This is a genomic window from Actinokineospora globicatena (assembly GCF_024171945.1).
Classification (GTDB): Bacteria; Actinomycetota; Actinomycetes; order Mycobacteriales; family Pseudonocardiaceae; genus Actinokineospora; species Actinokineospora globicatena.
In genome coordinates this window covers 25,243-36,445 of the sequence record NZ_JAMTCR010000004.1, presented here as the reverse complement: position 1 = coordinate 36,445, position 11,203 = coordinate 25,243, and the positions used below count along the sequence as shown (strand labels likewise).

14 protein-coding genes and 1 pseudogene are annotated in these 11,203 nt (G+C 67.4%); 7 read left to right on the top strand and 8 right to left on the bottom strand.

Annotated features, from left to right (window positions below):
- Positions 1–2 precede the first annotated feature (2 nt).
- Positions 3–539 (bottom strand): hypothetical protein, encoded by a 537-nt coding sequence (locus tag LV79_RS19085; RefSeq protein ID WP_253838653.1) that lies wholly within the window; start codon positions 537–539, stop codon positions 3–5.
- 467 nt (positions 540–1,006) lie between these two features.
- The gene (locus LV79_RS19080; protein WP_253838651.1) at positions 1,007–1,468 is read right to left on the bottom strand and encodes a hypothetical protein; all 462 of its coding nucleotides are present in this window, start codon (positions 1,466–1,468) and stop codon (positions 1,007–1,009) included.
- Between the two features lie 387 nt (positions 1,469–1,855).
- Between LV79_RS19080 and LV79_RS19075 the strand changes: the two genes are divergently transcribed.
- Positions 1,856–2,479, top strand: a complete 624-nt coding sequence (locus LV79_RS19075) for a prepilin peptidase (RefSeq protein WP_253838649.1) — start codon at positions 1,856–1,858, stop codon at positions 2,477–2,479.
- 130 nt (positions 2,480–2,609) lie between these two features.
- Here LV79_RS19075 and cutA read toward each other — a convergent pair whose 3' ends face one another.
- The 3 genes from cutA to LV79_RS19060 are packed head-to-tail and all read right to left on the bottom strand — an operon-like array spanning position 2,610 to position 4,434.
- Positions 2,610–2,945, bottom strand: coding sequence for a divalent-cation tolerance protein CutA (gene cutA / locus LV79_RS19070; protein WP_253838646.1), 336 nt, complete (start codon positions 2,943–2,945; stop codon positions 2,610–2,612).
- A 42-nt stretch (positions 2,946–2,987) separates the two neighbouring features.
- On the bottom strand, positions 2,988–3,458 hold the full coding sequence (locus tag LV79_RS19065) for a PPC domain-containing DNA-binding protein (protein WP_253838644.1): 471 nt from the start codon (positions 3,456–3,458) through the stop codon (positions 2,988–2,990).
- Positions 3,451–4,434: an asparaginase gene (locus LV79_RS19060; RefSeq protein ID WP_253838643.1), complete on the bottom strand. Its 984-nt coding sequence runs from the start codon at positions 4,432–4,434 to the stop codon at positions 3,451–3,453. The genes LV79_RS19065 and LV79_RS19060 overlap by 8 nt, the downstream gene beginning before the upstream one ends.
- Before the next feature lie 110 nt (positions 4,435–4,544).
- On the opposite strand from LV79_RS19060, the gene LV79_RS19055 reads away from it, so the two are divergent.
- A complete protein-coding gene (locus LV79_RS19055; protein ID WP_308208949.1) occupies positions 4,545–5,825 on the top strand; it encodes a helix-turn-helix transcriptional regulator in 1,281 nt (426 codons plus the stop codon).
- Positions 5,822–6,280, top strand: a complete 459-nt coding sequence (locus LV79_RS19050) for an NUDIX domain-containing protein (RefSeq protein ID WP_253838640.1) — start codon at positions 5,822–5,824, stop codon at positions 6,278–6,280. Before LV79_RS19055 ends, LV79_RS19050 begins: the two co-directional genes overlap by 4 nt.
- Here LV79_RS19050 and LV79_RS19045 read toward each other — a convergent pair.
- The 3 genes and pseudogenes from LV79_RS19045 to LV79_RS34825 form a co-directional block, all read right to left on the bottom strand.
- Positions 6,268–6,996: an MBL fold metallo-hydrolase gene (locus LV79_RS19045; RefSeq protein ID WP_253838639.1), complete on the bottom strand. Its 729-nt coding sequence runs from the start codon at positions 6,994–6,996 to the stop codon at positions 6,268–6,270. The two genes, LV79_RS19050 and LV79_RS19045, sit on opposite strands and share 13 nt — an antisense overlap.
- 3 nt (positions 6,997–6,999) lie before the next feature.
- Entirely contained in the window at positions 7,000–8,070 is a 1,071-nt protein-coding gene (locus LV79_RS19040) for a tetratricopeptide repeat protein (RefSeq protein ID WP_253838638.1), read from the bottom strand.
- Positions 8,071–8,073: 3 nt separating this feature from the next.
- Positions 8,074–8,280, bottom strand: a pseudogene (locus tag LV79_RS34825) (helix-turn-helix domain-containing protein); the annotation flags it as partial.
- Positions 8,281–8,569: 289 nt separating this feature from the next.
- Between LV79_RS34825 and LV79_RS19035 the strand changes: the two are divergent.
- Genes LV79_RS19035 through LV79_RS19020 form a run of 4 tightly spaced genes read left to right on the top strand, consistent with a single transcriptional unit; the run spans position 8,570 to position 11,155 of the window.
- Positions 8,570–9,679 (top strand): radical SAM protein, encoded by a 1,110-nt coding sequence (locus LV79_RS19035; RefSeq protein ID WP_253838637.1) that lies wholly within the window; start codon positions 8,570–8,572, stop codon positions 9,677–9,679.
- Entirely contained in the window at positions 9,676–10,281 is a 606-nt protein-coding gene (locus LV79_RS19030) for a 3'-5' exonuclease (RefSeq protein WP_253838636.1), read from the top strand. The genes LV79_RS19035 and LV79_RS19030 overlap by 4 nt, the downstream gene beginning before the upstream one ends.
- Positions 10,278–10,886, top strand: a complete 609-nt coding sequence (locus tag LV79_RS19025) for an AAA family ATPase (RefSeq protein ID WP_253838634.1) — start codon at positions 10,278–10,280, stop codon at positions 10,884–10,886. Before LV79_RS19030 ends, LV79_RS19025 begins: the two co-directional genes overlap by 4 nt.
- Positions 10,883–11,155 carry a hypothetical protein gene (locus LV79_RS19020; RefSeq protein WP_253838632.1) on the top strand — a complete coding sequence of 91 codons (273 nt, stop codon included), beginning with the start codon at positions 10,883–10,885 and terminating at the stop codon, positions 11,153–11,155. The genes LV79_RS19025 and LV79_RS19020 overlap by 4 nt, the downstream gene beginning before the upstream one ends.
- Positions 11,156–11,203: the final 48 nt, after the last annotated feature.

Genomic DNA, 11,203 nt, shown 5'->3' with positions numbered 1-11,203 from the left:
GGTCAGCCGCCGCCGTTGTTGAGGACCTGCGACTCGGCCACCCGGAACACCGCAGTCCCAGTCGTGGTCAAGTCCGGAAAGACCCCACCCTGGCCCGCCCCCGACCAGGAAACCCGCCAGTGCACCGTCGCCGACACCGCGTACGCCCGCCCCGGCAAGCCGGTCGACGAGCGCCGGTAGACGTGACCGCAGGTCGGCGACGCGGCCCTCGGGTCGCCGTCAGCCTGGTAGGGCGTGCCGGGGCCGTTGCACGTCACCGTGGAGCCGTCGCCCATCACCCAGGACACCGAGGTCGGCGTCGCGACCGCAGTCACCGACACCCCCGGCACCGACGCCCTGGCCGACACCGGCCTCCAACTGCCGGTCAGCCACAGCCACGTCGGCAGATTCACCAACTGCTCGGTCGCGGGACTCGCCGCGATCGCTGGCGAGGGCAGCCGCAACTGCCGACGCGCGACCCGCGACAGCTCCACCGGGGACGGCAACAACGCCTCCCCCGGCGCCTGGCCGTCAGCCATCCACACCGGAGACCGATACATCCCGTGCGCCACACCCTCGGTGTCGCACGTCCACACGTACCACGCACCCCCGCCCTGACCCGGCTGCGCAGCCCGCGCCACGGCGGGACGCGGCATCGCAGCCCGGACCACTCCACCGGGCGTGGCGGGAGGGCGGTAGGCCGCGCTGATCACGCCACCGGCCGGGGACTGGAAGTCGCTGCGCATGTACCTGCAGTTGGCCACGCTGTTACCGCTGCCGCCGCTGGTATCGCCCGACCCGCCCTGCCCACCGCCAGCGCCGCCACCCGGGCGAAGCGGGGTGCCGCCGTGCCCAGACGACCCACCCGGCGACCCACCACCGCCGTTGCTGCCCGCCTCCAGCTCACACGCCGCGGTCGGGACCTGCCCGCAGTTGGCGTTCCCCCACCCGTCCGCCACGGCCGGAACCGCAAGGCCGACGAGGTTCACAACAAGGAAACCGGCAATGATCGATAAACCTCGCATGGTCAACACGTCCCCAGTTCGTGAACGCCGTAGTCAGAGATCTTCCACGAGCCGTCCGACTGCTTCTCGGCAATGGCATTGATCGCACGCCGACCCCCGGGCTCCTCGTCCGCGAGCTCCCCGGTATCGGCCCGGTACTTCAACCAGTTCGTCGAATCCCCGCAGTCGGACACAATGATCTTCTTCGGTTCCGTCGCGGGCTCGACCGAGGACACGGTCGGATTCAGCACCGGCTCACCCCTGGTCACCAGCCCGTTGTAATGATCCGCGTACAAGCCCCGCGACAGGTTCGTCAACGCGACCCCCGTCGCATGCACCCCGAGCTTCACCGACTGCCAATCGGAGGTGTGCCCAGCCTCCACGAAGTCAGCCCACATCCCCCGATAGGCGGCCAAAGCAGCCTCCTTGGCCTGCTCGGCCGGCGGCACCATCGAGTCGGCCTCCGTGGTCGATGAGCTCGTCACAGTGGGTCCAGGCACCCTGGACGACGGGCCGGTTGAGCCCCCAGGACCACACGCCACCAGGGCTGCGGCAGTCAGCAACCCGACGGCCACGCGGTCGCGCCAAGATCGAACCATCCGTCGTGTCACAGGTGCACCGATCCCTTCTGAACGATCCCTTTTGACTCACCGACCATAGGTTTACACCCCGACCCTCGGCAGACGGGAAAGTCGGAATGTGCTGACTTTGAAGTCGGTATGCCACTCCCTCGCTCTAGTTCACCCGCTTGGACTAAAGTCGCTCGCGGCCACAACTTCTGTGCGTGTTACTCACGGCGACCGGTTCGCCAAACTGGAGCCACGACGGCTACAAGGAGTGATAGGCGGTAAGAGGCATTGACTTCCACAGAAATGATTGCTTCCTGGGCGGCTCTCGGCACCGCGAGCGGCGGTGCGCTCGGCGCTGTGACACGAAGAATGCTGAGAACACGAGCTTTTGGATGGCGAGCCTGGATAATATCGGCCGTCCTGACCGGGATCCTGTTCGCCGCGTTGACCTCGCGGATGGGCCAAGACCACGCCCTACTGCCCTTCAGCTACCTCGCCGCGGTGCTGGTCCCTCTTGCAGCGGTAGACCTGGCGGAGCAACGGCTACCAAGCGCGGTGCTCCTACCCAGCTACGCCATCCTCGGGGCCAGCCTGACTACTGTCGCCGTCCTCGATGCCCGGTATGAGAGTCTGGCAAGGTCGTTGATCACCATGGCAGCACTCGCTGCGGCCTACCTCGTGCTAGCGCTGGCAACAGGAGGCTTGGGAGCAGGCGACGTCAAACTCGCAGGTCTCCTGGGTCTCGCCCTTGGCTGGATCAGTTGGCAGGCCGTTCTGACCGGCACCGTCCTCGGCTGGCTACTGGCAGCGACCACCAGACTGACGCTCCGCGCATCGCGACGAATCGAGCGTGATACTCCGACCCCCCTCGGCCCACATCTGGCCATGGGTGCAATGACCGCAGTGATTTCTGCTGGCACGGGTTGAGGCCTCGACAGCGGCAACGCCTTTCATCTGGTCGCACCCCTGTGGCCCTCTCGTCGCCGGCCGTTCTGGCGGTCTGATCAAGTAGGGTCGATTTCGATCATGAAGATCCTGCCGATGGCGCTTCGGATGGTCAGCCTTCCGTGACGTCCGGTGACACGGTGCGGGTGAGCCAGTCGAAGTAGGCCGCGGACCCCTCCGTGAGCGGGGTGGCAGTGACCTCGGGGTTGTCCCACTCGTGCTCGGAGACGAGGTGGTCCCGCAGGGCGGCGAAGCGTCCGCTGGTCGTCTTGAGCAGGATCTGCCACTCCTCGCCTTCACCGAGTTCACCCAGGTGCCAGAACACGGACGCCACGGGTCCGATCACCTGGGCACTGGCGGCGAGCCGTGCACCGACAGCGGAGCGCGCGAGCTTTGCAGCGGCGTCCTTGCTGGCGGCAGTGGTCGAGACCTGCAGAAAGCCTGTCATGGGTCAGCAGCCTAGCCAGACCATCGAGCCACTTGGCGCCGTCTAGCTGTCCTCACCCGTGAAGTGCAGGAGAGGGACGTTGTAGAGGTCTGGTTGGCGGACTCGGTGCATGGTGGGGGCGGCGACCTCGATAACGAGCATTTCCGTGAGGAACTGGACTCGAGCACCGAGCAGGTGGCTGGTGTGGGCGGTAGCGCTGCGTTCCTTGAGGCCGACGGTGACGTGGATATGCGGCGCGACGCGTCCCTCGACTGGGTCCCAGGCGAGGGTGCCGCCACCGAACGCCTCGGCGTTGGTGAGGTGGACCTGGCTCCACACGGGAGCTTGAGGGTCGTCGAGTTTGTCGCAGGTGCCGACGATCTGGACGTCGGCGAAGCCCGCGATGAAGCCGGGGATGTAGCCCTGGCGGACGTTGTTGTCGCGGCAGAACTGGTCGAGGGCTTCGAAGAAGTCGTCGCCGTGGTCGAAGGCGACGGCGAAGCTGCGGCCGAGGGTGAGTTCGTGGCTACGCATTCCCGCTCCCGGTGAAGACAGCACGGATGGTGTTGTGGTCGTGTCCGGTGGCCAGGAGGCGGTGCAGCAGGATCCGGGCCTTGAGCGGGTCGAGGAAGCCCGCTGGGATGAGGCCGCGAGCGATGAGGTCGGACTCGGAGCCGGGGAACGCGTAGGTGCGGGTGAGCACCGATCCGGCGCCGGTGCGGGAAGCCAGCACAACAGGCTTGGCGGCGGCCAACTCGGTCAGGATCTCGACGACGTTGGCGGGTACGTGCCCGACGCCGAACCCGGCGACCACCAAGGCGTCGAAATGGTCGGCGGTGGCGCGGAGCAGGGTCCCGGTGTCGCCGAGGGTCATGGTGATCAGCCCGACCTCGACCTGGCGTGTGCTCGCGCCCGGCACGGTGATGCGGGTGGTCGGCTTGTTGAGGACCTGGGGTTTGCCTTCGACGAGGTAGCCGAGCGGGCCGCCGTTGGCGGAGACGAAGGTGTGGCCGCTGGTCGAGTGTGTTTTGCGCACGCGGGATGCGGCGTGGATCTCGTCGGCGAACACCACCAGCCCACCCAGATCCCGAGCAGTTGGGTGCGCGGCGGTCTGGATCGCTGCGAGCAGGTTCGCAGGCCCGTCAGCGCCCGCCATGGTGGGGTTACGCATCGCGCCGGTGACCACAACCGGCTCCGGACGGGTCTGGCCGAGGTCGAGGAAGAACGCGGTCTCCTCAATGGTGTCGGTGCCTTTAGTGACCACCACCCCATCCGCACCAGCCGCCAAGTGCCCCTCGATCGCGGCGGCCAACTCGTCGAGATCGTCGAACGACAGCGACGCCCCCGGCACCCGACGAAAGTCGACCACCTCGACATCGATCCTGGTCTCGGCGAGACCCGGGACGGCCGCCACGAGCTGCTCCGCCGACAGCGCAGGGGCTACTCCCCCGTTCGCGGTGGAGGTCATGGCGATGGTGCCGCCGAGGCCGAAGACAACTACGTGAGGCATCCGGGTGTCTGGCACTGCGCGTCCTAGGGTTGGCTGGCCTGGCGTTCATACCGTAGTCAACGCGCACCGTCGGTGACCGGTGCAGCGATGACGGTTGCTGCTAGTTTCGGGTGGTGTCGGGAGACGGTGTAGGTGAGCCGGGCGCAGCCGCGGTGGTGTTGGCTGCCGAGGTGCGGCGGTTGCGGCGGGACCGAGGGCTGAGTCAGCCGCAGTTGGCGCAGCGTGTGGGGTACACCAGGCAGTACATCTCCCTGGCGGAACGGGCGCATCGGAACCTGCCCTCGGCGGAGTTGATCCGAGCCTTGGACGCCGCGCTCGGCGCCGATGGGGCGTTGATTGGCCTGCGTGGAGAGGCCAAGTCTGAGCAGCGGACTCGTCGCGCGAAGCTGGCCGATGCCCCGATCTCCAAGCCGACCACTCATGGCTCGCCGGTGGACGACCTCTGCGATCTGTTGATGGACTACTCGTGCCAGCCGGACACGGTGCCTGATGCCCCGCTGTCTCTGGCCGATCTGCGACGCGACTTGGAGCGCTGTTTCGACGCGTATCAGCAGTCACGATTCTCCGTCGCCGCTAACCGGGTCTGCACGCTGCTCTCGGACACGGCCGTCGCCTCGCGCGAGGTGCCTGCCGCCGAGCGACAAGGCGTCGAGGTCGTTCGTGCTCTCGCTTATCAGGCAGCGGCAGCGGTGTTGACCAAGACGCGGGATCTCGATCTGGCCTGGATCGCGGCGGAACGTGGGTTGGCCGCAGCTCAGCTTGCGGGTGATCCGGTCGTTCGCGGGTCGTTGATGCGATCGGCGGCGTTCGCGATGTTGTCGTGCGGTCGTCTGGAGGCCGCGATGCGTCAGATCGAGTCGGCGGCGCACGACATGAAACCCACTCTGAACGGCGGGGACCGTGCACTGTCGGTGTACGGCATGTTGTTCCTCGCGGGTTCGATGGCCGCCGCTCGATTCGGCGACAGCGACCGCACCGCTGACTACTTGCGCGAGGCCGACGACACCGCACGTCGTCTGGGCCGCGACGGCAACGAGTTGTGGACAGCGTTCGGGCCGACCAACGTCGCCATCCACCGCGTCAACACGGCGACCGAACTCGACGACTTCCAGACGGTCCTCAACGCCCAGCCCTTGGGCAACGCATCGGTGCCCTTGGAGCGGCGCACGCGGTACCTGATCGACATCGCCCGCGCCCAGAGCCTCACCGGCCGCCGTGACGAGGCGTTGTCCACGTTGTTCGCGGCCGAGCGGGACGCGCCGGAGCACGTGCGGCAGCACCACGTGGCGAGGACGGTGGTGGCAGGCTTGGTGAAGTCCACGCGCGGTAAGCCCGGTGTGGGCCTTGACCGGCTCGCTCAACGGCTCGACGTCGCAGGGGCACGGCCATGAGCAACCCCGCCGACCTGTTCGCGACACCCAGACTCGCAGCGGGCGCCCTGTTCGTCAACGGCGACGAGGTCCTGCTGGTACGGAAGACCTACGGCAACCGCTGGGACATCCCCGGCGGCTACGTCGACCGCGGCGAGTCCCCCGCCGACGCCTGCGAACGCGAGATCCGCGAAGAACTGGGCCTCACCCGCACCGTCCAGCGCCTGCTGGTGCACGACTGGGCACCCAACGGCCCCGAAGGCGACAAGATCCTCTACGTCTTCGACTGCGGCCCCCTCGGCGACGACGAGCACCGCATCCAACTCGACGGCACCGAACTCGACAAGGTCGACTGGGTACCCGTCACTCGGCTTGGCGAGTTCGTCATCCCCCGCCTGGAACGTCGCCTCACCCAAGCGTTCGCGGCCTACAGCGGCACCGCACCGCTGTACCTGGAACACGGTCAGCCCCGCTGACCCGAACTCCACTGCCAACCCGGTTCGGCAACCGTGGTCGCCAGACCTGGCGCGGTGGTTAGTGCGTCCGGATCCAGTGCCGATGCGAGGTGAGTGAGCAGCAACTGCTTCGCGCCTGCTGCTATCGCTGTGTGGACCGCTTGCTCGCGGGTGGTGTGGAATCGGCTGGGCGAGGCGGTGCCTGCTTCGCACACGAACAGATCGACGTCGCGGGCGAGGTCGACGAGTGCCGGGCAGGGCTCCGTGTCACCGGAGTACGCCAGCCGCGCGGTAGGGCTCTCGACACGAACCCCAAAGCCGGGCACCGAGTGCTCGACCACGCGCGCGGTCAGTGTCAGTGGGCCGTGGGCGACAGTGTGGTGATCGCGGAGTTCGTGGACCTCGAAGATGCCGTCGACCAAGGCGGAGTCGTCAGTGAGCATCTGATCGAGCCGCCGCGCCCAGCCAGGCGGCCCATAAACGGGGATGCGGGGCGCGTTCTGGGTGTTGAGCGCCCAGTTGGACCAGGCGAGCAGATCGGCACTGTGGTCGGGGTGCAGGTGCGAGATCCACAACGCGGTGACCTGGCCAGGGGCCAAGTGGGTCTGGAGGGCGGCGAAGGTGCCCGAGCCGCAGTCGAGGACGAGGTGGGTGTCGCTCTCGCTGACCAGGTATCCGGAACAGGGCTGTCCTGGGCGAGGGTAAGGGGTGGCGCAGCCAAGCACCGTCAGGTCCACGGGTTAGCCCGCCAGGACCGTATGGGTGGCGAACGCGTCCAGCTCGTCTGCCCATCTGCGGGCGCTCGGGTCAGTATGGAACGGCGCGGTGGCCAAGTCGCTTCGGAGGTGACGCACCCTGCGCCGCGCACCTTCCAGACGGCGAGTATCAGGCATGGTGAGCACGGGTTCGGTGACGGCGATGGCGGCCCGCAGCTCGCCGCGGGCCAGGTGTGTGGCCGCCAGGTCGAGTCGGGTGACGGCGATGACCGCGTAGTCGAACGCACGGTCTCGCTCGTAGCCGTCCAGGGCTTGCTCCAGGTGGGCTCGGGCGTTGTCGTGATCGCCGATCCACAGGTAGGCCCCACCAAGGCAGCGTTGGAGGTTCATGTCGGTGAACAGCACAATCCCAGTCTCCCCGGTGTGCGCCAAGTCCGGCACCTGGATCTCGGCCGTGCGCCGCAGGGTAGCGACGTCACCGAGGCGAGCCAGGGCGCGTGCTCGCATGGCGATCGCACGCGATCCGCTGGATCGGGTGATGGCCAGCTCCAGCGCCTCGGCCGCGAACTCGTCGGCTGTCTGCCAGTGGCCGGCCCAGAACGCGATGGCCGACTGCACGCTGCGCACCCAGGATCGAAGCTCATCCTGGTCGGCGAGCTCAGCCAGCTGCCACGCGCTGCGAGCATGGTCATCGGCGGCCGCGTACTCGCCGAAGAAGTCGCTGTCGGCGATCGCCAGATAGCCGCAAGTCCGCGCGGCGAGCGCGTGCAACTGGCGGGCCTGCTGCGGCCATCGCGGTTGGTCGAGCAGCCGGAACAACTCATCTCGTGTGCTCCGGCACCGAGCGACAACGGTCGTCGGAGCATCCTCCAGAAACTCGTTGGCCAGGCGCAGCACCTCCGCCTCCAACTGCTCCAGCACAGCCCCATGCAACCCATGACCACCGTGACGACGAGCGAACTTCACCGCCTCGCCCGCAGCCGCGCGAACGGTGTCAACCGGCATCGTTGCCGTCAGGGCAGCAGGCACAACGGCGGTGCGGGATTCACGTTGACCTGAACGAATCTGCGCTGCCGCTTCCCGCAACTCGATCAACGCGCCACCCGCGGCGAGAGCGTGGTCGATCGCCTTGACCAGACCCGCTGATGGGAGACCACCGGTGGGTCGTTCGGCCAGGGACACGTACTGCCGGGAGTAGCCGACCTGCGCTGCGAGCTGGGCGTGGCTGAGCCCGGCCGCCTTGCGTCGTGCCCGGATCTCCTCGGCGAGACCAGCGGCGGGGTATACCTCCCCAGCATTCGGCATGACGTGTTCCATCGTTGATCTCCACGGTCGAGTCGGCTCTCGTCTTGCAGCATAGGCATGCCTGGTAGCGGCGCGGGGGCGCTGTTGACGATGCGTCTCCGCCTGGGAGGCAAATCGGCGCGCATGCTGGTTGCGTCCTTGTTGCCTCCTTATCGCCGTGCTCGCGGTCTTGCTCGAATGAGCGGACCGGAGGTCTATGGGCACAGGAGGCGGGTCCATCGTGACGATCACTCGACAGACGGCAGGGGCCAGGCTCCTGCCCATCCTTGGCAAGGAGGAGCGGGCTGGGATGAGGCCGGAGTTGTTGGAGGTGATCGAGAACCGCAAGAGCGGGTTGAGCCTGAACCACGTCGTGGGGTGCCCGCTGGATTGCGGATACTGCGTGCGCCACCTGTTCGACAACTTCACCATGAAGGTTCCTCGCGCGTTGATGTCGGATGAGGACGCGGTCGATCTACTGGTCGGGCACCCGCACTTCCAGGCACACGTGACCCCGGTGCAGATCTTCAACCGGGCCACGGATCCGATGTTGCCGGTGGTCAAGCCGCACACCTTCGCCACGCTGCGGCTGCTCGACGAGCGGGGGTTGACCAATCACGTTCTGGTGATCACTCGGTGGCGGGTGACACCTGAGGACTGCGCGGTGCTGAACTCGTTGCGGCACTTGAAGGTGACGTTATTGGTCACCTGGTCGGGCATCGAGCGGAAAGAGATCGAGCCGGTCGACTCCGACATCGCCGCGTCGTCGTTGAAGGTCGCGTTCGAGCACGCTGACCGGTTTCGGGTGGTGTTGTACTGGCGGCCGATCGTGCCTGGCCTCAACGACACCGATGAGCACCTGTCCACGGCGCTGGGCGAGTTGAGTCGGTACGCGCATGCGACGGTGTTCACGGGGTTGTTCTTCAAGGACCAGATCCGCGACTACTACCGAGCACACGACCTGCCCGAACCCTACGACGAGGAGGCGCGTCGCAAGATCTTCCCGCAGGACCTTGAGCAGCGGATCCTCGCGGCGGCCAGAGCGCGGGGTCACGGGTCGCCGTTGTTCCGCAAGACCAGCTGCGCGGTCGCCTACGCGCACGGGCTGGCGGACTACAACGGGCACTTCGGCATCCGCGAACTGTGCGACATCTGCCCCAGCGCGCAGCTGCGACGTTGCGCGACCGCGTGGTCCCGCCCGGAAGTAGGGCCGGTGGCCGCGTTGGCGGAGGACTTGGGCGGGAGGCTGGTGGAGGTCACCGATCGGGCGATCGTGGTTGAGGGGTTGGACGAGCAGCGCCGATATCGCATGCAGCACGGGCTCGGCTACCAGGTCCACGACCTGGCCAAGCCCCATCACCCGAGCAGGCACGGCCGAGCCGACATCGGCTGGACCGCCGAAACGCAGGAGGCGCCATGACCTACTCGATTCCCCAGGTGCTGGCCGGGCAGCGCTTGGCCGTCGTGGATGTCGAAGGCAACGGCGGACAGCCGCCGCTGATCGTCGAGATCGGCATCCTCACACTCGACCAGCCACTGCACCCCGAGCAGGTGCGCACGTGGTTGGTGCGCCCGGAGATGCCAATCAGCTCGGTGGTGACCCGCAAGGTCCACGGCATCAGCAACGCCGACGTCGCCCACAGCCCCACCTGGCCCGAGATCGCCGACCAGATCACCGCCGCGCTCACCGACCGGGTGATCGTCGCCCACAACGCCTCAGTCGAGCACCGTGTCCTCGCTGCGCATCTGCCAGGGTGGGCACCGCCGTTGGTGCTCGACACCCTCCGGCTGGCCAAGCACGTCTGGCCCCGTCTGGACGGCTACGGCCTGGACAGGCTCATCACCCACGCCGGGTTCGACGTCGACGAGTTCACGGGGCAGCGACATCGCGCGGGCTACGACACCTGGATGACCGCCCGACTCCTACTCACCCTCGCCGAACAGTCCGGCCATGACTGGCCCGCCCTCGTACGCGCCGCCGCGTTGCCCGGATTCGACGCATCCGAGGGAGGCTTGTGGTGAAGCTCGAGCGTCCGATCATGATCGGAGTCCTGGGAACCCACTCCACCGGCAAGTCCACCTTCCTCGCCCGCCTCGCCCACGAACTACGCCTCCACGACATCCAAGTCGCCACCGTCGCCGATCTGGGTGAGCAGGCGCAGCGGATCGGGTTGCCGATCCTGTTCAACCACACCTACGCCTCCACCCTGTGGTTCATCACCCGAGGCATCAGCAACGAACTCGAAGCCTGGCTGCACGCCGACATCGTCCTCGTCGACCGCGCCGCACCAGACGCACTGGGCTACTACCGGGCCGCCCTCGCCTACCGCGACGAACAGCCCGACCCCGTTGCCGTGGCGGCGTTGGAGTCGATGGTGCGCTCCCACAGCGAACACTACGACCTACTCCTACGCACCACCCTCGACCCGGACCTACCGCTGGGCCGCAACAAACGCCGCGACCCGAACCTGGACTTCCGCGCACTCGCCGACCAGCACGTCCACCAAGTCCTGCTCGACTTGGACCTCCCGCACGAGCAGCTTAACTCCGACGGCCACCAACAGGCACTGGATCGGACAGTGGCATTCGCCAACGCTCGGCTGGCCGGTGCGGGAGTCGGGTCATGAACCTGGGACGAGACATCGTGGCCACCGTCATCGCCGCCGACAGCCCCCTGGGTCAGGTGGCTCGCGCCGTGGACATCGCCACATCGCACCTGCCTGCCGTACACCAGCCGCGCGCGTGTCCCTTCTGCGTCGCGGCGGGGTGGCCCTGCCGCCCGTTCCTCGACGCCGCCCAACACATCACCGACCACGGCGTCGACGTGGCCGGTCTGGTGCCGCGCGATCTGCAACAAGTGTTGTGGCCCGACAAGCCCGCCATCCGAGCCTCCTGAACCGGTCTTCTCATGTCACAGCGAACTCAGAGCTTGCGTGGCCTGGCC